This is a genomic window from Mesorhizobium sp. M0751, assembly GCF_040320265.1.
GTDB lineage: Bacteria > Pseudomonadota > Alphaproteobacteria > Rhizobiales > Rhizobiaceae > Mesorhizobium.
In genome coordinates this window covers 118,851-140,242 of record NZ_JAMYPH010000005.1, presented here as the reverse complement: position 1 = coordinate 140,242, position 21,392 = coordinate 118,851, and the positions used below count along the sequence as shown (strand labels likewise).

At 61.7% G+C, this 21,392-nt stretch carries 18 protein-coding genes; 11 read left to right on the top strand and 7 right to left on the bottom strand.

What is annotated here, in order from left to right:
• The first annotated feature begins 14 nt into the window (after positions 1-14).
• Positions 15-1,304: an ABC transporter substrate-binding protein gene (locus tag NKI19_RS10785; protein WP_352951122.1), complete on the top strand. Its 1,290-nt coding sequence runs from the start codon at positions 15-17 to the stop codon at positions 1,302-1,304.
• 4 nt (positions 1,305-1,308) lie between these two features.
• Positions 1,309-1,923: an aromatic-ring hydroxylase C-terminal domain-containing protein gene (locus NKI19_RS10780; protein ID WP_352566473.1), complete on the top strand. Its 615-nt coding sequence runs from the start codon at positions 1,309-1,311 to the stop codon at positions 1,921-1,923.
• A 194-nt stretch (positions 1,924-2,117) separates the two neighbouring features.
• Here the strand turns inward: NKI19_RS10780 and NKI19_RS10775 are convergent, their stop codons facing one another.
• Positions 2,118-2,630, bottom strand: a complete 513-nt coding sequence (locus tag NKI19_RS10775; RefSeq protein ID WP_352951120.1) for a phosphatidylglycerophosphatase A family protein — start codon at positions 2,628-2,630, stop codon at positions 2,118-2,120.
• Positions 2,631-2,864: 234 nt separating this feature from the next.
• Between NKI19_RS10775 and NKI19_RS10770 the strand changes: the two genes are divergently transcribed.
• Entirely contained in the window at positions 2,865-3,491 is a 627-nt protein-coding gene (locus NKI19_RS10770; protein WP_352566476.1) for a CDP-alcohol phosphatidyltransferase family protein, read from the top strand.
• 59 nt (positions 3,492-3,550) lie between these two features.
• On the opposite strand, the gene NKI19_RS10765 is transcribed toward NKI19_RS10770, so the two are convergent.
• Complete coding sequence (locus NKI19_RS10765) at positions 3,551-4,570, bottom strand: LLM class flavin-dependent oxidoreductase (protein ID WP_352566478.1); 1,020 nt, start codon at positions 4,568-4,570, stop codon at positions 3,551-3,553.
• Between the two features lie 485 nt (positions 4,571-5,055).
• Here NKI19_RS10765 and NKI19_RS10760 point away from each other — a divergent pair, with 485 nt between their 5' ends.
• Positions 5,056-6,015 carry a patatin-like phospholipase family protein gene (locus NKI19_RS10760; RefSeq protein WP_352566479.1) on the top strand — a complete coding sequence of 320 codons (960 nt, stop codon included), beginning with the start codon at positions 5,056-5,058 and terminating at the stop codon, positions 6,013-6,015.
• A 203-nt stretch (positions 6,016-6,218) separates the two neighbouring features.
• Here the strand turns inward: NKI19_RS10760 and NKI19_RS10755 are convergent, their stop codons facing one another.
• From NKI19_RS10755 to NKI19_RS10735, 5 genes are all read right to left on the bottom strand, one after another.
• Entirely contained in the window at positions 6,219-6,425 is a 207-nt protein-coding gene (locus NKI19_RS10755) for a hypothetical protein (RefSeq protein ID WP_352566481.1), read from the bottom strand.
• Positions 6,426-6,443: 18 nt separating this feature from the next.
• Entirely contained in the window at positions 6,444-7,586 is a 1,143-nt protein-coding gene (locus NKI19_RS10750; protein WP_352566483.1) for a DegT/DnrJ/EryC1/StrS family aminotransferase, read from the bottom strand.
• Between the two features lie 252 nt (positions 7,587-7,838).
• Positions 7,839-8,762 carry a carbohydrate kinase family protein gene (locus NKI19_RS10745; protein ID WP_352566485.1) on the bottom strand — a complete coding sequence of 308 codons (924 nt, stop codon included), beginning with the start codon at positions 8,760-8,762 and terminating at the stop codon, positions 7,839-7,841.
• Positions 8,759-9,205 carry an RbsD/FucU family protein gene (locus tag NKI19_RS10740; protein ID WP_023679299.1) on the bottom strand — a complete coding sequence of 149 codons (447 nt, stop codon included), beginning with the start codon at positions 9,203-9,205 and terminating at the stop codon, positions 8,759-8,761. Before NKI19_RS10740 ends, NKI19_RS10745 begins: the two co-directional genes overlap by 4 nt.
• A gap of 2 nt (positions 9,206-9,207) precedes the next feature.
• Entirely contained in the window at positions 9,208-10,437 is a 1,230-nt protein-coding gene (locus tag NKI19_RS10735) for an ROK family transcriptional regulator (protein WP_352566486.1), read from the bottom strand.
• Between the two features lie 228 nt (positions 10,438-10,665).
• Between NKI19_RS10735 and NKI19_RS10730 the strand changes: the two genes are divergently transcribed.
• The 7 genes from NKI19_RS10730 to glgA all read left to right on the top strand — a co-directional run bounded on the left by NKI19_RS10730 (position 10,666) and on the right by glgA (position 21,392).
• Positions 10,666-11,682, top strand: coding sequence for a sugar ABC transporter substrate-binding protein (locus NKI19_RS10730; RefSeq protein ID WP_352468544.1), 1,017 nt, complete (start codon positions 10,666-10,668; stop codon positions 11,680-11,682).
• 89 nt (positions 11,683-11,771) lie between these two features.
• A complete protein-coding gene (locus NKI19_RS10725; protein WP_352566490.1) occupies positions 11,772-12,854 on the top strand; it encodes an ABC transporter permease in 1,083 nt (360 codons plus the stop codon).
• The gene (locus NKI19_RS10720) at positions 12,851-13,639 is read left to right on the top strand and encodes an ATP-binding cassette domain-containing protein (protein ID WP_352468541.1); all 789 of its coding nucleotides are present in this window, start codon (positions 12,851-12,853) and stop codon (positions 13,637-13,639) included. Before NKI19_RS10725 ends, NKI19_RS10720 begins: the two co-directional genes overlap by 4 nt.
• A 175-nt stretch (positions 13,640-13,814) precedes the next feature.
• Positions 13,815-16,283, top strand: coding sequence for a glycogen/starch/alpha-glucan phosphorylase (locus NKI19_RS10715; RefSeq protein WP_352566492.1), 2,469 nt, complete (start codon positions 13,815-13,817; stop codon positions 16,281-16,283).
• Between the two features lie 145 nt (positions 16,284-16,428).
• Positions 16,429-18,642, top strand: coding sequence for a 1,4-alpha-glucan branching protein GlgB (gene glgB / locus NKI19_RS10710; RefSeq protein WP_352566494.1), 2,214 nt, complete (start codon positions 16,429-16,431; stop codon positions 18,640-18,642).
• A 35-nt stretch (positions 18,643-18,677) separates the two neighbouring features.
• Positions 18,678-19,943 (top strand): glucose-1-phosphate adenylyltransferase, encoded by a 1,266-nt coding sequence (glgC, locus tag NKI19_RS10705; protein WP_352566496.1) that lies wholly within the window; start codon positions 18,678-18,680, stop codon positions 19,941-19,943.
• Between the two features lie 3 nt (positions 19,944-19,946).
• Positions 19,947-21,392 carry a glycogen synthase GlgA gene (glgA, locus tag NKI19_RS10700; RefSeq protein ID WP_352566498.1) on the top strand — a complete coding sequence of 482 codons (1,446 nt, stop codon included), beginning with the start codon at positions 19,947-19,949 and terminating at the stop codon, positions 21,390-21,392.

The following is a 21,392-nucleotide window of genomic DNA, read 5'->3' as shown; positions in this document are numbered from 1 at the left end:
AAGGGAGGAAGACAATGCCTTTGCACATGACACGCAGAGCCCTGCTGACGACCGCGATGGCCGCCGGCGCGACGAGCGCGTTGGGCCGGTTGGCCCATGCCCAGGTAAAGACGCCGAACGTGCTTTGCCATCGCGTCCACCAAGCCAACCTGACGACCGGCGCCGCCGGCAATGTCATCAAGCCCTGGGAGGACAAGAACAACGCCCAGATCTCCTGGACGACGCTCGACAGCAATCCGCTCCAGGACCGGCTATTCCGGGAGGCGAGCCTGAGCGAGACCGACTTCAACGTCGGCTATGTCATCGACAACCGCATGACGTCGCAGATCGCCTCGCTGTTCGAGCCGCTAGACGATCTCCGGAAAGCCGAGCCGATCGAGGATTTCGACGATATCGCCGAGGGCCTGCGCCAGTCGATGATCGTCGGCGGCAAGCTCGTCGGCGTTCCGGTGCGCCATGCTACGCAGGGGCTTTTCTACAACGAGGAGCTGCTTCAGGAGGCCGGCATTTCGGCGCCACCGAACACGCTGGAGGAACTGGTCGAGCAGGCGAAGAAGCTGACCTTCACCTCCAGGTCCGGCACGCCCGTCGTCGGCATGATCCTTGCGAGCGACCTCGCCGTCTTCCCGGTCATGTTCGCCCGCGCCTTCGGCGGCGATTTCATCGACAAGCAGTTCAAGGTGGTCCCCGATCCGGAGGCGATGGAAAAAGGCCTGTCCGTGCTTGCCGACCTCTTCAAGGCCGGCGCGCTCCCCCGCAGCTATGCCACAACGCGCAACGACGACATGGTGACGTGGATGCAGCAGGGGCGCGCTGCCTTCGCGGTGCTGCCTTTCGCCCGCTACGCGCAGCTCAACAACAAGGAACAGTCGACCGCACCGGGAAAGATCAAGGCGATCGAGTTCCCCGGCTCCAAAACCCTCGACAGCGGTCACGAAATGCATCCGGTCGTCGAATCCTGGGCGATGGCCATTCCCGCCAATTCGACGGACAAGAAGCTCTCCTGGAGCTACATCCGATTCGTAGCGAGCAAGGCCGCCACACTCGACATGGCGCGCAACGGCAATGGCCCCGTCCGCACCTCGACCTATGCCGAGCCGTCGTTCGCCGGGTCGTTGCCGCAGGCGAAGGTCGAGGCTGCCGCGCTCGCCAAGGCGCGACCGGCCTTCCCGGCTTTTCCCGAAGCCGCTCGCGCTCAGTCGACGTTTCTCGAGGAGGTTCAGCTCGCTGTCCTCGGTCGCAAGAGCCCGAAGGAAGCGGTCGCCGCCATTGTCGATCGCGTCAAGCCGCTGATGCCAGCGTAATCGTATGGGTCACGTCGGCAAGTCGCCTGGTGACATGGAGCGCCGGCCGGTCATCGAGGCTACGTTGGCGCAAGCGCTCGCCCGCCTACAGAAATGGTTCGACGATCCGTCGAAGCGGTTGCCTCCTCCGGTTGCGATCGTTCAGGATTACGACGTGGTATTTGGCCAACGCTACACTGCAGGCATCGTGGCTCGGGAATCCACGCCGGACGATCACCCGTTCCAAAAATCCACGGAGCTGTCGGGCCGCCCTGGCACGCGTTTACCGCATTTCGCGGTCGAGCGCGCCGGCCAGCGGATTTCGAGTCTCGATTTGTGCGATCGCGACTTTCTTCTCCTCTGCGCCGACGAAGCATGGTGTCAGGCCGCTGACGCCGTAAGCCAGCGCCTCGGAATGCCGCTGACCTGCCACGCCTTGGGTGCCAATGGGGAGCTGGTTGACTTGGACCATCGGTGGCCTTCCGCGCTCGGGGTTGAAAGCGGCGGTGCTGTCTTGGTCAGGCCGGACGGCTTTGTCGCATGGCGGTCATCGCACGGTGTGCCTGATCCCGTACAGGTGCTGATCGAAACACTTGACGGGTTTGGTTTCCGTACGCAGGCACACGAACACCATCGGTGAGCGGCGCGGATGCCTCCTGCGTTCCGATGCCCAGGGCGCAGACGGCCAGCGCACGAAACCTGGCTGCTACGACTTCCTTGCCGATCCCATCGCCTGGAATGGCCGCGATCCTGTGGCTTCGCATCGGTCCGGTCTCCGCTTGTGTCGCTAAACTCCGATGGACCACCGTGGCCTTGGCAGACCGATTATCGCCGTTACCGCAAATGGTCAATCAAACCGTTCAGCAGGAGCAGCAACGGCCCAGCGACGACAGCCGCGGCAGCATCGTCCAGCATGATGCCGGCCCCACCCCTTATCTTGTCATGCATGATACGGATGGGCCAAGGCTTGACGACGTCGAAAAACCGGAAAGCAAGGAAGCCTGCTGCCCACCAGAGTGGGTCGAGTGGCAGCATGGAAAGTGTCACGGCGGCGCCGAAGGTCTCATCGATGACGACGATCTGCGGGTCCTCCGTCCCGGTTCGGAAGATAACATGCGATGACGCCCACACGCCGACGGCGAACAGGGCCGCATAAGCAAGCACGGTCAGCCAAGGCGATGCAGGTATCAAAGCTGCGGCAACAGCCACTCCAACCATTGCGCCGATCGTGCCCGGCCATATTGGAGATAATCCCGCGCCAAGAGAGGTCGCGAGCAGGTAGGCAAACTTGGGTGGAAATTTATGCATCGAGTTTCGGCCGGCATCCGACGGATGGCAAGCAATCATAGTCACATCGTTCGGGTGCGACCGCCAGACCGCCGGCCGATTTGCTCCGTCGGCTCGGCGAGCGCCTTATTCCGCCGGCCGCATTCGCCGAAAGAAATCGCTGTTGCGGCGAGTAGAGAATGTTGCTGAGCCCGGTCCCGGGCCGCTTTGACCAATTGGAACGGTGGCGCCGGTGGAACAAACCCGCAAATTGCTGGTAAAGCTCGGTGAAACGACATCATCAGAGGAGCCGCCATGATCGCCGGTCTCATGAAAAGTCGCATCGACCCGCTATGGGAGCAGGCCGCCTCTCCGCTGATCGGGATCGGCATGACGCCGAACCAGGTTACGGCCAGCGGGCTCGTGCTCGTCGCTTTGTCCTCGGCCGCCTACGTCTACCACCATTCAAGTCTTGCCTTTGGCCTTTGCCTGGCGTTTGCCTTCACCTTCGACGCGCTGGATGGTGCGGTCGCCCGCCGGACAAACATGAGCACCAAGGCCGGCGGCTATTTCGATGCCGTCGTCGACCGCTATCAGGAATTGGCCGTCTTTGCGGCAATCGGCTGGGTCGCCGATCTGTGGGCGATCGCAATGTTCGCGTTCGCCGGCGGGATACTCACAAGTTATGCCAAGGCGCGGACGGCGCTGGAAATCCCTGTGGAAAACCACGGTTGGCCGGATTTCTTCGAGCGGATGGAACGCCTGGTGTTCATTTGCGTGCTGCTCGCCGCCGACGGAGTCGCTACCGCCATGGGCGCGGCTTCTCCCTGGATTCTGGCGGGTGGGTTCGTGCTGTACGCAGTGCTGGCCAACGCCACAGCGCTGCAACGGATCAGTCGCGCATTAGCGATGCTGAAACGAGCCGACGGGAAGCAGCAGTGAGACCGCTAGAACGCGAGCATCGTATCGACCGCCGTGAGCTTTTCCAACAAAGTCGCGCGTCAGCGCCAGCCCAAGCCGGGGGCGACATGGGTCAGGATCGCCTCGATGACGTGGGCATTGTAGTCGACGCCGAGCTGGTTGGGGACGGTAAGCAGCAGCGTATCGGCCTCGGCGATGGCTTCGTCGCCCTTTAGCTGCTCGATCAGGACGTCCGGTTCGGCGGCATAGGAGCGGCCGAACACCGCGCGTCTGTCTGCCTCGATATAACCGAAATGATCTCCGCTCTGGTTGCCGCCGAAATAGCCCCGGTCGCGATCGTCGACCAGCGCAAAAATGCTCCGGCTCACCGATACCCGCGGCTCGCGCGTGTGTCCGGCCGCCTTCCAGGCCTCACGAAAAGCCCGGATCTGTTCGGCCTGCTGGATGTGAAACGGCTTTCCGCCTTCATCGAATTTGAGCGTGGAGCTCTGCAGATTCATCCCCAGTTTCGCAGCCCATTCTGCGGTGGCGTTTGTGGCGGCGCCCCACCAGATGCGCTCGCGCAGGCCCTCCGAGTGCGGCTCGATACGAAGCAGGCCAGGCGGGTTGGGAAACATCGGCCGCGGGTTGGGCTGCGCAAAGCCTTTGCCCAGCAACACTTCGAGCAGCACTCCAGTGTGGCTGCGGGCCATGTCGGCATCGCTCTCGCCCTCTTGCGGGGCGTAGCCGAAGTAGCGCCATCCCTCGATTACCTGCTCCGGCGAGCCGCGGCTGATGCCCAGCTGCAGACGCCCTCCGGCGATTAGATCGGCGGCGCCGGCGTCCTCGGCCATATAGAGCGGGCTCTCGTAACGCATGTCGATCACCGCCGTGCCGATCTCGATTCGGCTGGTCTTCGCCCCAACCGCTGCCAGCAGCGGGAAGGGCGAGGCGAGCTGGCGCGCGAAGTGATGCACGCGGAAATACGCGCCGTCCGCACCCAGCTCCTCGGCCGCGACGGCCAGCTCGACGGACTGCAAAAGCGCATCGGATGCCGTCCGCGTCTGCGATTGCGGCGAAGGCGTCCAGTGCCCGAACGAGAGGAAACCAATCTTCTTCATGAACTAGCCAGCCTAGAGGGAACACAGGTGCAGACTATGCTTCGGCGCAGAGCAAAGCACTTCAAAATTTTGCCCCGACGGCAATCTTCAAAGCCGCTCCGGCAGAGAGAGGGGAGGGGTTTTGAACGGTGCTAAAGGCCAATGTGCGATCGCGAAGATGGCCGAATGAGTGTGGACGTAACGGTCCTACGCGGGGTGTTTCTCGAGTGTGTGGCTGCGGGAGACGGCGGGCAAGTGTTGGGTCAACGGTAGGCGATTACAAGCAAAAACGCGACGCAAGAGAAGCACGGCCGAAACGCGATCAACGCCTTCACGAGGACGTGTTCAAACTCTGAGCGCCATTTTATAGGACGGCCGTTGTCACATCGCGCGTTCGAGCATGACAAACGACATGCATTGACCTTTCTAACATTCAACGGCCTGCCTATCGACAAACTCGGAAAATTGAGAGAAAGATATGGGTAGGGATACTCGGGGGGATAACAATGAAAACTGCTCTTGTACTAAGCGGCGGATCAATAAAAGGTGCGTTTCAAGCCGGCGCAATTTCTGCGTTGCTCAACAATGGTGTGGAGCCGGAAGGCATTTACGGAGTCTCTGCTGGCGCGTTAAACGGCGCCTTCCTAGCGGACAGAGCAGGGCGACAGCTCGCGAGTAGCTCCAAAATTAACTGGCGCCAAGTTGGCTCCGATCTAGAACAATTTTGGATGACCCGCATTACAAAACCTGCCGACATTGTCGAGAAACGTTGGCTAGGCGGTATCGCTTCTGGTGCACTTTTTAACCGATTCAAGGGACTGACCAAAGTCGACAAATTTCATGCTTTAATTAGAGCTGAGATTGACAAAACCAATCTGCGGAGGTTCGCCGGAAGTGGTCGGCATTTCCAACCTGGAGCAGTTGATGTCTTCACCAGCAAAATCATCTATGAAACCGCCGTATCGGATAACATCATTGACTATACGCTTGCGAGTGCAGCAATCCCTGTAGCGTTTCCGGTGATGAATATCGATGTTCCTCCAACCGGTATTCACCCATTTGTTGATGGCGGCGTTAGGGACTTGGCACCGCTAAGGCGTGCAATCAAAGATGGATTCGACAATATTATTTGCATTGTTTGTCAGTCTCAAAACCTTGATGCCTTCACTTATAATACCGGTAACTTGCTAGGTCATATAGATCGTATAACCGACATTATTGTAAACGAGATTGTTCTTAATGATATTGGCGTGGTTGACGCGTACAGAAGAGTTTCAAAAGTTATTGATTTTGAGAGAAACCCAAGCTTAAAAGAGATTATGCGCTACAGAGATATACCGAAGCCAACTGTAATTTGGCCTAAATCTCCGATTCTAGTTGATATCATGAAATTCAATAGAAAGCAGATTGCTGCCATGATCCAGCAAGGCAAAGATGCTGTGAATCACGCAAAGTCGCATGGATAAAAGGAGCAGTCGCAGAAGCCCTTTGATGCTTCCGAAGCACGAACTGCTTGGGATTGTTCGGGGCAGCAGAGTCGCCGCGCCTACAGTGGCAACGTCGTGATTACGCGGAGTGACACGAGGCAGCCCGCGAGCCGCTTCAGGAAATCGGGCGGCCATGCCCCGCCGTCTCACTGGCGCCGTGTGCACCAACGAGCACCGGTCCGCTAGGAAGGTGCCGCGAACGCCAGCACTATCGCGATGAGGATCAACAGCGGCCCCATCCATCTAAAATGGGTTCCAAAGTTGGTCCACCATGCCTGCTGTTGGCCGGGGCGAGCTTGAGAGGGGTCCGAGAAAAATCCGAAGCCGACGCCAGCCATCCACAACCCGGCGCAGAACATGATGAACTCGTCGATGTAATCCGCGACCACGCTTCGAAACTTTCGAATCTATGCCGCCGCTACATGCGCCGAATTCGAGCCGATATAGTTACGGATCGTTTCGATGATCCGATCCTGGTCGGCCTCGCTCAGATAGGGATGCATCGGCAGGCACAGGATGCGCTTCGGCAGCTCTTCCGAAACGGCAAGGCCGGTCGGCGTGCGCGGATAATCGCGATAGGCGATCTGGCTGTGCAGCGGTTTCACATAATAGATGACCGACGGAATGCCCTTTTCACCGAGATGTGCCTTGAGCCCGTCGCGTTTCGGCGTTTCGATGGCGTATTGCGCCCAGGCCGAGCGGCCGCCGCCCAGATTGCGCGCCGCCTTGACGATATCGCCGAGACCTTCGGCATAGCGATTGGCGACCGCTTGCCGCGCCACCATCTCGTCCTCGAGGATGGCCAGCTTCTCTATCAGGATCGCCGCCTGAAGCGTGTCGAGCCGCGAGTTGATGCCGACGCGGACATTGTCATATTGCGTTTCGCCCTTGCCGTGAAAAGCAAACGAGCGCAGCTGTTCGGCCAGTGCATCGTCATTGGTGAACATCGCACCGCCATCCCCATAGCAGCCGAGCGGCTTTGCCGGATAGAAGCTGGTCGAGCCGACGGTGCCGAACGAGCCGCACATCTTGCCGTCAGCCGAGCCGCCGGTCGCCTGCGCCGCATCCTCGATGACCATCAGGCCTTCGCGATCAGCGATGGCCATGATTGCCTCGTAATCGGCGGCGAGGCCGAACAGGTCGACGGGAATGATTGCCTTCGGCCTCAGCCGGCCTTCCGCCTTGATCATGGCGATTGCCGCCTCGAGGCTGGCGATGTCGATATTGTAGCTGTCGGCATCGACATCGACGAACACCGGTTCGGCCTTGGTCAGCGCCACCACTTCGGCCGTGGCGGCGAAGGTGAAGCTCGGCACGAACACAGCGTCGCCCGGGCCGATGCCGGCGGCAAACAGCGGCAGCAGCAGCGCATCGGTGCCGTTGGCGCAAGCGACCACATGCTTGGTGCCGATATAGGCGGCGAGCTTGTTTTCGAATTCGGTGACCTGAGGTCCGAGAATATAGCGGCCCTCGTCGACAACCCGCTCGATTGCCGCTTTCAGCCTGTCGCGGATGCGCTCGCGCTGCGCGCCAAGATCGATGAACTGCATGTCGGCCTCAAACGGTTTAGCCAGATAACCGGCCGCTGGTAGCAGACTTGGCACGGCCGAGAAAGCCGCACGGCAAAACCCTGAATTGCTCAAGTGTCGCAGCCTGTTACCTCTGATTTCCGATCTGCCCTCTTAAACGCTGGGAAATCCGGGCTTCGGCCGGCTCGATATGGACTTTCACAGCCTGTCCCGCCGGTCGGCGAAACATAAAGTGATCGCGGCAGGCACGTCCGTGAGCATGGTGCCAGCCGGTCAGGCGAGTTCATGCCGCCATGGCGGATTGGCGCCGGCCCGCGATACCGTCACCGCCGCGGCCTTGGCGCCGAGCGTCAGCGCCTTTTGGATGGCGTCTTCCGGCAGGCTGGCGATTGCCGTCTTCGAGAGCAGACCCTGTTCGTGCAAGGAGGCAAGGATGGCGGCGTTGAAGGTGTCGCCGGCGCCGACCGTATCGACCACCTCGACCTTGTCCGGCGCGACGGTGACCCGGTGCTGGCTGCTATAACCAACCGCGCCCTCGCTGCCATGGGTGACGACGATCAGCTTCGGACCGCGGTCCAGCCAGTTGCGGACGACGTCCTCATGCGAGCCGGCTTCGCCGAACCAGTTCAGATCCTCGTCCGACAGTTTCACGATGTCGGCCATCGCCATCATGTTGCGGATGCGCCTGAGGTGCTTGGCCTTGTCCGGAATGAAGTTTGGCCGGATGTTGGGGTCGAGCATCATCACGCGGCGCTCATGCTCGCGTCGCATGAACTCCTCATAAGCCGACCCGGCCGGTTCCGAGATCAGGCTGATGGCGCCGAACAGCATCGCCTCGATCTCGCTGCCGAGTTCCGGCAAATCCTCGATGGTCAGCATGCGCCCGGCGGTGTTCTCGTCATAGAAGGTGTAGGTCGCCTGGCCGTTGGTGAGGCGCACGAAGGCGAGCGTGGTTGGCCGCGGCGAGGTGTGCGCATAGGTGGAACTGACCTTGCTGGCTCCCAGCGCCTCCCTGAGCTGGCCCCCGAACAGATCCGAGGACAGGCCGGAGAAGAAGGCAGCGGGCGCACCGAGCCGGCCAAGCGCAATTGCCGAGTTGAAGACGGCACCGCCGACATAGGGCGCAAAGGCCGGCTCGCCCTCCGTCGTGGTCCGCGGCAGCATATCGATCAGGGCTTCGCCACAGCAGAGGATCATGAAGTCTTGCTTTCCGGCGGATAGATCACGCCCTTGCGAATGATGATGTTGGCATAAAGCCGCGGCTCGCTCGTCGCGACGATTGCGTGCGCGGCCTTGACCCGTGCATAGAAGTCGGCACCGGCAAGCGCAACCACCTTGCGGCCGGGCGCGCGCCTGGCGCAGATCGCTTCCATCTCATGATGGACCGGATCGGCGAGCAGCGGATCGCCCTTGGCCGAGGCGCGAAACAGCGCCTGCGGCACGGCGTCATCGACCGGCAACACGCTCAATACGGCATCCAGCACCGGGACGAGATGATGACCGTCGGCGCGGATCAGCCGCTGTGCCTGCTGCTCGGCCGGGTAGTTGCCGTCGACCAGGGCGATCTCGTCGCCATGGCCCATGGCGCGCAATATCGCCAGAAGCTCCGGGCCGAGCAGCGCCGGGATGCCGATCAGCATTTTCAGAAGCTCCGGGAAATCGTGGTCGAGCCGATGAGGAAGCGCTCCGATAGCGGCAGGCTGGCGCCACCCAGCGCCCGCGCATGAATGCCGACCGTTCCCTCGCGAACCGCCGGCAGCCTCAGGCCTTCGCCGTCGATCCGGCCGATGGCCTGGACGACGGCATCGACAAGCCGCCTGCGCACAGTAAGCGGCATCCATCCGTCGATCACCGCGGCTTCGAAGTCAATGACGGAGGACGCCGAAACGATGGCATAGGCGAGCGCCTGCGAGGCGCTGGCGATCCAGTCGTCAAGCTCGGCGCCGATCTCGCCCCAATCTCCCGGTGATGTCCACAGATGCGAGGCTTCGACGCCGCGCGCGTTGAGCGCCTTTTCCAGCATGGCGATCGACGCCACGTCGATCAACTGCGTCGGCTTGCCGTCCGGCCCGGGCACCGGCATCGAGCCCAGCGCGCCGGCATTGCCGGTTGGGCCGCCAAACAACCGGCCGTTCAGCACGATGCCGCCGCCGGCAAAGGCGCCGATATAGAAATAGACGAAATCGCGTGCCGCACCCGCCGCGTGGCCGAACACGAGCTCGGCGCCGCAGGCCGAGGTGGCGTCGTTCTGCAGATAGACCGGAAATTCGCATTGCGCCTGGATGTCGGAGCGGATGTCGCGATGACGCCATTCGTCCATGATTTCGCGCGGTGCGCCGGCGGTGTCGGCCCAGTTCCACAATTCGAACGGCATGGCTATGCCAAGCCCGGCGATGCGTTTGTCCTGCGCAGGGGTTAGCTCGCCGCGCATCTTCTTCATGCCGCTTGTGACGAACTCCACCGTCTCGCGCGGCGCCGGATAGCGGTATGAATGCTGCAGCATCGAGCGCACATTGCCGAGGAAATCGATCAGCACCAGCTCGGCGCTGCGGCGGCCGATCTTCAGGCCGATGAAATAGGCGCCGTCGGGATTGAGCGCCATCGGTATCGAGGGCTGGCCGATCTTGCCGCGCAACGGCGCCTGGCGAACGAGCAGGTCGTCCTCCTCCAGCTCACGCATGATGACTGATACTGTCTGCGCCGAGAGCCCGGTCATACGTGCGATGTCGGATTTGGCCAGGCTGCCGTGCTGGCGCACCAGCGACAGCACCAGCCGCTCATTGTGGTCCCGCATGCCGCTTTGATTGGTGCCGCGGTGCAGGCGGCTTTCGGCCGCATCGGGCGAGCCGTGCCTTGTAATGCCGGTCTCCACCCTGTTCCTCCCGTCGTTTCCCCTCAATGCTTTTGGTCTAGAGTGAGTGAACAATCCTGCGTTGTCAATAATAAATAAGAGTGATTTAATTATTGACAGTGCTGGCGGACTGGTGTCTCTTGAGATCGGCGCCGACACTGGGAGATTTCGTCGGACGCGCTGCAGATGCCGGTTGGCCGGCATCCTAAATGGTTCCATGGGAGGAAAATCGTGACCACGTCAAAACTGTTGAAATCCACCGTGTTTGCGGCGGCCGGTCTGAGCTTGATTGCGTTTGCATCGACCGCGTCCGCAGCCAATGTCAGTGCTTGCCTGATCACCAAGACCGACACCAACCCCTTCTTCGTCAAGATGAAGGAGGGTGCCGCCGCGAAAGCCAAGGAAATCGGTGTCGATCTGAAAGCCTATGCCGGCAAGGCGGAAGGTGACAATGAGGGCCAGGTTGCGGCGATCGAATCCTGCATCGCCGACGGCGCCAAGGGCATTTTGATCACCGCCACCGACACTGCGGCCATCGTGCCGGCGGTGAAGAAGGCGCGCGATGCAGGGGTGCTGGTGATCGCTCTCGACACGCAGCTCGAGCCTGCCGATGCCGCGGATGCGACGTTTGCGACCGACAATTTCAAGGCCGGCGAGCTTATCGGCTCCTGGGCAAAGGCTACGTTGGGCGACAAGGCCAAGGATGCGCACATCGCCTACATGGATCTGATCGCCAGCCAGCCCTCCGTCGACGTCCAGCGTGATCAAGGCTTCATGAAGGGCTTCGGCATCGACCTCGGCGATCCCAAGAAGATCGGCGACGAAACCGACGCACGCAACGTCTGTCATGATCTGTCGAGCGGCAATGAGGATGGCGGGCATACTGCTATGGAGAATTGCCTCCAGAAGGATCCGGATATCAACGTCGTCTACACCATCAACGAACCTGCGGCCGCGGGCGCCTACCAGGCGCTGAAGGCAGTCGGCAAGGAGAAGGACGTCCTGATTGTCTCGGTCGATGGCGGCTGCCCTGGTGTCAAGAACGTTGCCGAGGGCGTGATCGGCGCCACTTCACAACAATATCCACTGCTCATGGCCTCGCTCGGCATCGAAGCGATCAAGACCTTTGCCGACACCGGCAAGAAGCCGGAGCCGTCGCCCGGTCTGGATTTCTACAACACCGGCGTCACGCTGATCACCGATAAGCCTGCCGCCGGCATCGAATCCATCGACACGAAGCAAGGCCTCAGCAAGTGCTGGGGTTGATTTGATCCCCTGATCGGCTCAACTTCAAAACAACAATAGAGAATGTGGAGCGGTTTCGGCCGCTCCACGTCACAGGCGGGGAGGCCGACTTGAGCGTCGAAACAACCAGGAGCAAGGGACCGCAGGAATTCGAGACGGTCCTGGCCGCCAGCGACGCCAGCGTCGCTTCATTCGAGACGCATTCCCGCTCGACATTGGAGAGCATCCAGCACCGCTTGCACAAAAGCCCCGCCATGGTGCCGCTGATCATCCTGCTCATCTCGGTGGTTCTGTTCGCAGTCGTCGTCGGTGGCCGCTTCTTTTCTCCCTTCACCCTCACCCTGATCCTCCAGCAGGTGGCGATAACAGGCATGGTCGGCATCGCGCAGACACTGGTGGTGCTCACCGCTGGCATCGACTTGTCAGTCGGCGCTATCATGGTGCTGAGCTCGGTTGTTATGGGCCAGTTCGCCATGCATTACGGTGTTCCAGCGCCGGTCGCCGTTGCCGTCGGGCTGCTTGTCGGCGCGATTTGCGGCCTGATCAACGGCATTCTCATCGCTTGGGTGAAACTGCCGCCCTTCATCGTGACGCTCGGCACCTGGTCGATCTACGCTGCCATCAACTTCATCTATTCCGGCAACGAGACCATCCGCAGCCAGGATCTCGAGGCAACGGCACCGCTGCTGCAGTTTTTCGGCGGCTCGTTCAGGATCGGCGGCGCCGTCTTCACCTATGGCGTGCTGTTGGTGCTGATCATGGGGGCAATTGCCTGGTACGTGCTCAATCACACGGCATGGGGCCGGCATGTCTACGCAGTCGGCGACGACCCGGAAGCCGCGGAACTGTCGGGGGTGCGCGTCAGCCGGATGCTGGTCACGGTCTATACGCTGACTGGCATCATTTGTGCCATCGCCGGCTGGGCCTTGATCGGACGCATCGGATCGGTCTCGCCGCAGGCCGGGCAGTTCGAGAACATCAATTCGATTACCGCCGTGGTGATTGGCGGCACATCGCTGTTCGGCGGCCGCGGTTCCATTCTCGGGACCATCTTCGGTGCGCTGATCGTCGGGGTGTTCGCGCTCGGCCTCAGGCTTTGGGGGACAGATCCCCAATGGACGCAATTGTCCGTCGGCGCCCTTATCATCATCGCTGTTGGTATCGACCAGTGGATCAGGAAGATCTCGGCATGAACCAGACTCAGGAACCGATCCTTACCGCCCGCAGCCTGGTCAAGCGCTATGGCCGCGTCACCGCTCTCGACAGCGCCGACTTCGACCTCTATCCGGGCGAAATCCTTGCTGTCATCGGCGACAACGGCGCCGGCAAGTCGTCGCTTATCAAGGCGATTTCCGGAGCCGTCACCCCCGACGAAGGCGAGATCCGGCTTGAAGGCAAGCCTATTGCCTTCAAGTCGCCGATGGAGGCCCGCGAGGCCGGCATCGAGACGGTCTATCAGAACCTGGCTCTGTCGCCGGCGCTGTCCATCGCCGACAACATGTTCCTCGGCCGCGAGATCCGCAAGCCGGGCTTTCTTGGCAGCTGGCTGCGCATGCTCGACCGTCCGGCGATGGAAAAGCGCGCCCGCGACAAGCTCACCGAACTCGGCCTGATGACGATCCAGAACATCAGCCAGGCGGTGGAAACGCTCTCCGGCGGTCAGCGCCAGGGCGTGGCGGTGGCGCGCGCCGCCGCCTTCGGCTCGAAGATGGTCATCATGGATGAGCCGACGGCCGCGCTCGGCGTCAAGGAGAGCCGCCGCGTGCTCGAACTCATACTCGACGTCAAACGCCGAGGCCTGCCGATCGTGCTGATTTCACACAACATGCCGCATGTCTTCGAGGTGGCGGACCGCATCCACATTCACCGGCTCGGCCGCCGCCTCTGTGTCATCGATCCGAAGCAGTATACCATGTCCGACGCGGTCGCCTTCATGACCGGCGCCAAGGTGCCGCCGGAAGCGGCGCTGGCGGCTTGAGCAAGAAGTTGAGGCCCATCGCCCAGGGGCCCAAATTCGCTGTTTCAAAATACCAAATTGCCGCAGGGCAACCCGGCTTGCGGTCGCCTGAATCAATTGAACATTCGGTGAGATGCATTAGCATTGGCAAAGATGGTGAAAGCCGCATGATCCTGGCAACGTCACGAGAGGCAGCATGACGCGCGCGATGACAACCGAAGCTCCTCTGCCCACGCTCGAAAACCCGGATCCCAAGACGCTCGCCGAGGAAGTCTTGCAGGCCCTCAAATACAGAGTCGGCAAGGGCATCAACGTTGCAACCCAGTACGATTGGCTCACCGCCTCGATCAAGGTTGTGCGCGACCGCATTGTCGATCATTGGATGCAGGCGACCCAAGAGGCCTACGCCCAGCAGGAAAAGCGCGTCTACTACCTGTCGCTGGAATTCCTTATCGGCCGCCTGATGCGCGATGCCTTCTCCAATCTCGGCCTGATGGACAATATGCGCGAGGCGCTGTCGTCGCTTGGCGTCGACCTCGACATCATTGCAGCGCTCGAACCGGATGCTGCCCTTGGCAATGGCGGTCTTGGCCGGCTCGCCGCCTGCTTCATGGAAAGCATGGCGACCGTCAATATCCCCGCGCATGGCTACGGCATCCGCTACGCCAACGGCATGTTCCGGCAGGAGATCCATGACGGCTGGCAGGTGGAGCTGCCCGAGACGTGGCTCGATCACGGCAATCCCTGGGAGTTCGAGCGCCGCGAACGCTCCTTCGAGGTCGGCTTCGGCGGCTCGGTTGAATCGATCACCTCGAAGGACGGCAGGCTCGAGCGCCATGTCTGGAAGCCGACCGAACATGTTCTGGCCGTCGCTTACGATACGCCAGTGGTTGGCTGGCGGGCCAACCGCGTCAACACGCTGCGTCTGTGGTCCGGCATGCCGGTCGACCCGATCCTGCTCGACAAGTTCAACGCCGGCGATCACATCGGCGCGCTCGCCGAAAGCAACAAGGCCGATGCGTTGTCGCGCGTCCTTTACCCGGCCGATTCCCACAAGGCCGGCCAGGAGCTGCGGCTCAGGCAGGAGTATTTCTTCTCCACCGCCTCGCTGCAGGACATCGTCCAGCGTCATCTCAGCCAGTATGGCGACCTGCAATCGCTGCCCGATAAGGCGGCGATCCATCTCAACGACACCCATCCGGCGATCGCCGTAGCCGAGCTGATGCGCTTGTTGATGGATGTCCACGGCATGGATTTCGACCAGGCCTGGAGCATCACCAAGCGCACCTTCGGCTACACCAACCACACGCTGCTTCCCGAAGCGCTGGAAAGCTGGCCCGTGCCGCTGTTCGAGCGGCTGTTGCCGCGCCACATGCAGATCGTCTACGCCATCAACGCCGAGGTGCTGCTCGAGGCGCGCGCCTCCGACCAGTTCTCGGACGAGCAGATCAGCCGCATCTCGCTGATCCAGGAAAATGGCGATCGCCGCGTGCGTATGGGCAACCTGGCCTTTGTCGGCTCGCACTCGATCAACGGCGTGTCGGCACTGCACACGGAATTGATGAAGGAGACGGTGTTTGCCGACCTCCACAGGCTCTACCCGGACCGCATCAACAACAAGACCAACGGGATCACGCCGCGGCGCTGGCTGATACAGTGCAATCCCGGCCTCACGGCACTCACCCGAGAGGCGATCGGCGACGGTTTTCTCGACGACATCAACGAGATAAAGCGGCTTGATCCTTTCGCCGAGGACGCCGCCTTCCGCGACAAGTTCGCCGCTGTCAAACGGGCGAACAAGACGAGGCTTGCCAATCTCGTTGCCGACCGGCTCGGTATCAAGGTCGACCCCTCGGCGCTGTTCGACGTCCAGGTCAAGCGCATCCACGAATACAAGCGTCAGCTCTTGAACATTCTCGAAGCGGTCGCGCTTTACGACCAGATCCGCTCGCATCCGGAGCGCGACTGGATGCCTCGCGTCAAATTCTTCGGCGGCAAGGCGGCGCCCAGCTACCACAACGCCAAGCTGATCATCAAACTTGCCAACGACGTCGCCCGGGTCATCAACCGCGACCCGGCGGTGCGCGGCTTGCTGAAAGTGGTATTCGTGCCGAACTACAATGTCAGCCTGGCCGAGATCATGATGCCGGCCGCCGATCTTTCGGAGCAGATATCGACCGCCGGCATGGAAGCGTCCGGCACCGGCAACATGAAGTTCGCGCTGAACGGCGCGTTGACCATCGGCACGCTCGACGGCGCCAATGTCGAGATCAAGGAATGCGTCGGCGACGACAACATCTTCATCTTCGGCCTGACCACCGATGAGGTCGCCGAGCGACGCAACAATGGTTACGATCCGCGTGCCGTGATCGAGGAATCGCCTGAATTGGCGCAGGCGCTGGCCGCGGTTTCATCCGGCGTCTTTTCACCTGACGATCCGGACCGTTATCGCGACCTGATCAACGGTCTTTACCAGAGCGACTGGTTCATGGTCGCCGCGGATTTCGATGCCTACGCCACCACCCAGCGCGACGTCGATGCCGTCTGGCGCAACAGCCCGGACTGGTACGCCAGGGCGATCCGCAATGTCGCCCGCGTCGGCTGGTTCTCGTCCGACCGCACGATCCGCCAATATGCGAAAGACATCTGGCACGTGCCCGCCTGATGTGATTGCATGAGACCAGGAACAATGTGGCCCTAGTGGAGTGATTTGACCTTCGCATCCCTTGGAAGGTCAGGCGGCCTGCGACTGTCGAATTCAAAACTTCACTAGAAACACACACTTAGTGCCCGAGGAGGGACACTGCCTGATGAGCAAGCCGCGCGCAACCGTTGCGACAAGCGGGCCGGACGGACTGGCGCCAGCCGGCGATGTCGCGGCGATTGTCGCCGGCACGCATGGCGACCCGTTTGCCGTGCTTGGCGTGCATGAGGCGGGGAAGGGCTTTGTCGCCCGCTGCTTCGTCCCTCATGCCGAGTTCGTCACCGCCTACACGTTGACCGGCAAGAAGGCCGGCGAGCTGTCGAGACGCGACGACCGCGGCTTCTTCGAGGGCAAACTGTCGCTGCGCAAACGCCAGCCGCTGCGCTATCATGCCAGGAACTCCGGCGGTGACTGGTGGCTGACCGATCCATATTCCTTCGGCCCCGTGCTCGGCCCGCTGGACGATTATTACATCGCCGAAGGATCGCATCTCAGGCTGTTCGACAAGCTCGGCGCCCATCTCATCGACCATGAAGGTGCATCGGGTGTGCATTTTGCGGTGTGGGCGCCCAATGCAAGGCGCGTCTCGGTGGTCGGCGACTTCAACGAGTGGGACGGCCGCAGGCATACCATGCGCGTCCGCCGCGACACCGGCATCTGGGAGCTGTTCATTCCCGACATCGGCGCTGGCCGCCCGTATAAGTATGAAATCATCGGGCCGGATGGCGTGAGATTGCCGCTCAAAGCCGATCCGTTCGCCTTCAAGTCCGAGCTGCGCCCGGCCACCGCCTCGGTGACGGCGCTGCCGCCGGCGCATGAATGGGGTGACGAGGCGCACCGGAACTACTGGCGCAATGCCGACCACAGGCGCGAAGCCGTATCGATCTACGAGGTCCATGCCGGGTCATGGCGGCTTCACGACGACGGCAGCTTCCTGTCGTGGGACGAGCTCGCCGACAGGCTGATCCCTTACGTGGTCGAGACCGGTTTTACCCACATCGAATTCATGCCGATCTCCGAACACCCTTATGACCCGTCCTGGGGCTACCAGACGACGGGTCTCTATGCGCCGACTGCCCGCTTTGGCGATCCGGACGGTTTTGCCCGCTTCGTCGATGGCGCCCATCGCGCCGGCATCGGCGTCATCCTCGACTGGGTGCCGGCGCATTTTCCGGTTGACGAACACGGGCTGGCAAAATTCGACGGCACCGCACTCTACGAACATGCTGATCCGCGCAAGGGCTTCCATCCCGACTGGAACACCGCGATCTATAATTTCGGGCGCCGCGAAGTGATTTCGTTCCTGGTCAACAATGCGCTGTTCTGGGCCGAGAAATATCACGTCGACGGACTGCGCGTCGACGCGGTCGCCTCGATGCTTTATCTCGATTATTCGCGCAAGGCCGGTGAGTGGATTCCCAACGAGAAGGGCGGGCGGGAGAACCTCGAAGCGGTCAGTTTCCTGCAGCGTATGAACAAGGAGGTCTACGGCCATCATCCGGGCGTGATGACCATCGCCGAGGAATCGACCTCGTGGCCGAAAGTCTCGCAGCCGGTGCATGAAGGCGGACTGGGCTTCGGTTTCAAGTGGAACATGGGTTTCATGCATGACACTTTGGAGTATTTCTCCAAGGAGCCGATCTTCCGCAAGCATCACCACAACGACATCACCTTCGGCCTGGTCTACGCCTTCAGCGAGAATTTCGTGCTGCCGCTGTCCCATGACGAGGTGGTGCACGGCAAGGGCACGCTGCTCAACAAGATGGCCGGCGACGACTGGCAGAAATTCGCGACGCTGCGCGCCTACTACGCCTTCATGTGGGGCTATCCCGGCAAGAAGCTGTTGTTCATGGGCCAGGAGTTCGCGCAGCGCCGCGAGTGGAGCGAGGCGCGCGCGCTCGACTGGAACCTGCTCGATTTCCGGCTCCACCGCGGCGTCTGGCAGACTGTGCGCGATCTGAACTATCTTTACCGCTCGCGCCCTGCGCTGCATGCCCGCGACTGCGAGCCGGAGGGCTTTTCCTGGCTGATTGTCGACGACAGCGCGAACTCGGTATTTGCCTGGCTGCGCAGCGCGCCGGGCGGCAACCCGGTCGCCGTCATTTCCAACTTCACGCCGGTGCCGCGCGACAATTACCGCGTGCCGTTGCCGCAGGCCGGAAAATGGCGCGAGATCATCAACACCGATGCCACGGATTATGGCGGTTCCGGCAAGGGCAATAGCGGGGTCGTCGAGGCTCGGGCGGAAGGAGGAGGCATTTCGGCGACGATGCTTTTGCCGCCGCTGTCGACGATCATGCTCGAATTCGTCCCGGACTGAGCTATGTCTGGAGCATCTAACCTGGGAGGATAGGAATGGCTGAAATAAAACGAACACAGCCGCTGGCACGCGACGCCATGGCTTATGTGCTGGCCGGCGGCCGTGGCAGCCGGCTCAAGGAGCTGACCGACCGCCGCGCCAAGCCGGCGGTCTATTTCGGCGGCAAGACCCGCATCATCGACTTCGCGCTCTCCAATGCGCTCAATTCCGGTATCCGCCGCCTCGGCGTCGCCACCCAGTACAAGGCGCATTCGCTAATCCGCCATCTGCAACGCGGTTGGAACTTCCTGCGGCCCGAGCGTAACGAGAGTTTCGACATCCTGCCGGCCAGCCAGCGTGTGTCGGAAACGCAATGGTATGAGGGCACCGCCGACGCCGTTTACCAGAACATCGACATCATCGAGGCCTATGGGCCGGAATACATGGTCATCCTGGCCGGCGACCACGTCTACAAGATGGACTACGAAATGATGCTGCGCCAGCATGTAGAGGCCGGCGCCGATGTCACCGTCGGCTGCCTCGAAGTGCCGCGCATGGAAGCCACCGGCTTCGGCGTCATGCATGTCGACAACAAGGACACCATTATCTCCTTCATCGAAAAGCCAGCCGATCCGCCGGGCATTCCCGACAAACCCGATTTCGCGCTGGCCTCGATGGGCATCTATGTGTTCAAGACCAAGTTCCTGATGGAGCAATTGCGTCGCGATGCGGCGGAGCCCGGCTCGAGCCGCGACTTCGGCAAGGACATCATCCCCTATATCGTCGAGCACGGAAAGGCGATCGCGCATCGCTTCGCCAAATCCTGCGTGCGCTCGACCGCCGAGAATGAGGCGTATTGGCGCGACGTCGGCACGGTCGACGCTTACTGGGAAGCCAATATCGACCTAACCGACATCACGCCGGAACTCGACCTCTACGACCGCGACTGGCCGATCTGGACTTACGCCGAGTTGAAGCCGCCGGCAAAGTTCGTGCATGACGAGGATGGCCGCCGCGGGTCGGCCGTGTCGTCTCTCGTGTCGGGCGATTGCATCGTTTCGGGCGCCTCGCTGAAGCGAAGCCTGATCTTCACCGGCGCGCGCATCAACTCCTATTCGACGCTGGAGGAGGTCGTCATGCTGCCCGACGTCCATGTCGGCCGCAGTGCGAGGCTGAAGCGCGTGGTCATCGATCACGGCGTCAGGATCCCGGAGGGTCTGGTGGTCGGCGAGGATCCTGTCCTCGACGCCAAGCGTTTCCGCGTTTCGGAAAAAGGCATCTGCCTCGTCACGCAGGACATGATCAACAGGCTGGGATCGTAGTGCATGCAGGTTCTGTCGGTGGCGCCCGAGATCTTTCCGCTGGTCAAGACCGGCGGGCTCGCCGACGTAACCGGCGCGTTGCCCGTGGCATTGGCCGGCAAGGGCGTCACCATGCGCACGCTCGTCCCCGGCTATCCTCAGGTGATGGGAGCCTTCAGGAAAAAGAAGGCGGTTCAGCAATATCCATTGCTGCAGGGCGGCAAGGCTTCGGTGCATGCCGTCCAGATCGCCGGGCTCGACCTGTTCGTGCTTGATGCGCCGCATCTTTTCGACCGTCCCGGCGGCCCATACGGCAACGCGACGGGCGCCGACTGGCCGGACAATTGGCGCCGGTTCGCGGCCTTGAGCCAGGTAGGCGGTGATATTGCCGGCGGCGCGATCTCGGGCTACCTGCCAGATATCGTCCATGCCCATGACTGGCAGTCGGCAATGACGCTTGCCTACATGCGCTACGGCAAGGCGGTCGGCACACCGTCGATGATCACCGTCCACAACCTCGCCTTCCAGGGCCAGTTCGGCGCCGGCATCTTTGGCGAGCTTGGCCTGCCGGCGGCGGCGATGGCGCTCGACGGCGTCGAATATTATGGCGGCGTCGGCTTCCTTAAGGCCGGCCTGCAGGCCGCGTGGGCGATCACCACGGTCAGCCCGACCTATGCGCAGGAGATCCGCTTGCCTGAATTCGGCATGGGCCTCGACGGCCTGATTAATATGCGATCCGTCGATCTCCATGGCATTGTCAACGGCATCGATACCGAGATCTGGAACCCGGAAACCGACAAGCATCTGGCCTCCAACTACACCGCAAAGACGCTCAAGGCGCGAATGCCCAACAAGGCCGCGGTCGAGGACCGTTTCAGCCTCGATCGCGATGACAGCCCGATCGTCTGCGTTGTCAGCCGGCTGACCTGGCAAAAGGGCATGGACATACTGGCTGCGGCCGTTGACGGCATCGTCGCGGCGGGTGCACGGCTGGCAATCCTTGGGTCTGGCGACGCTGGGCTGGAAGGCGCATTGCTTGCCGCCGCAGCCCGCCATCGCGGTCGCATCGGCGTCGTCGTCGGCTATGACGAGGGACTCTCCCACACCATGCAGGGCGGCTGCGACGCCATCATTATCCCATCGCGCTTCGAACCTTGCGGGCTGACGCAGCTTTACGGCCTGCGCTATGGCTGCGTGCCGGTCGTCGCGCGCACCGGCGGCCTTGCCGACACGGTCATCGATGCCAACGAAGCCGCCATCTCTGCCGGCGTGGCGACCGGTTTCCAGTTTGCCCCCGCCAACGCCGGCGCCCTGCTGTACGCCGTCCGCCGCCTTGTCGAGGCGCATGCCAATCTCGCAGTGTGGACGTCGATGCAGCGGCAAGGCATGAAGGCCGACGTTTCGTGGGACAAAAGCGCCGAAAAATATGTCCAACTCTATCGCTTGCTGCTTTCGAAAAGGGCTGCCTGA

Coding starts and splice junctions, on each gene's coding strand:
- NKI19_RS10750 (WP_352566483.1), bottom strand. CDS start 7,586: ATGCAGTTCATCGATCTTGGCGCGCAGCGCGAGCGCATCCGCGACAGG.
- NKI19_RS10760 (WP_352566479.1), top strand. CDS start 5,056: ATGAAAACTGCTCTTGTACTAAGCGGCGGATCAATAAAAGGTGCGTTT.
- NKI19_RS10720 (WP_352468541.1), top strand. CDS start 12,851: ATGAACCAGACTCAGGAACCGATCCTTACCGCCCGCAGCCTGGTCAAG.
- NKI19_RS10770 (WP_352566476.1), top strand. CDS start 2,865: ATGATCGCCGGTCTCATGAAAAGTCGCATCGACCCGCTATGGGAGCAG.
- NKI19_RS10785 (WP_352951122.1), top strand. CDS start 15: ATGCCTTTGCACATGACACGCAGAGCCCTGCTGACGACCGCGATGGCC.
- NKI19_RS10780 (WP_352566473.1), top strand. CDS start 1,309: ATGGGTCACGTCGGCAAGTCGCCTGGTGACATGGAGCGCCGGCCGGTC.
- glgA (WP_352566498.1), top strand. CDS start 19,947: ATGCAGGTTCTGTCGGTGGCGCCCGAGATCTTTCCGCTGGTCAAGACC.
- glgC (WP_352566496.1), top strand. CDS start 18,678: ATGGCTGAAATAAAACGAACACAGCCGCTGGCACGCGACGCCATGGCT.
- glgB (WP_352566494.1), top strand. CDS start 16,429: ATGAGCAAGCCGCGCGCAACCGTTGCGACAAGCGGGCCGGACGGACTG.
- NKI19_RS10765 (WP_352566478.1), bottom strand. CDS start 4,570: ATGAAGAAGATTGGTTTCCTCTCGTTCGGGCACTGGACGCCTTCGCCG.
- NKI19_RS10740 (WP_023679299.1), bottom strand. CDS start 9,205: ATGCTGATCGGCATCCCGGCGCTGCTCGGCCCGGAGCTTCTGGCGATA.
- NKI19_RS10715 (WP_352566492.1), top strand. CDS start 13,815: ATGACGCGCGCGATGACAACCGAAGCTCCTCTGCCCACGCTCGAAAAC.
- NKI19_RS10745 (WP_352566485.1), bottom strand. CDS start 8,762: ATGATCCTCTGCTGTGGCGAAGCCCTGATCGATATGCTGCCGCGGACC.
- NKI19_RS10775 (WP_352951120.1), bottom strand. CDS start 2,630: ATGATTGCTTGCCATCCGTCGGATGCCGGCCGAAACTCGATGCATAAA.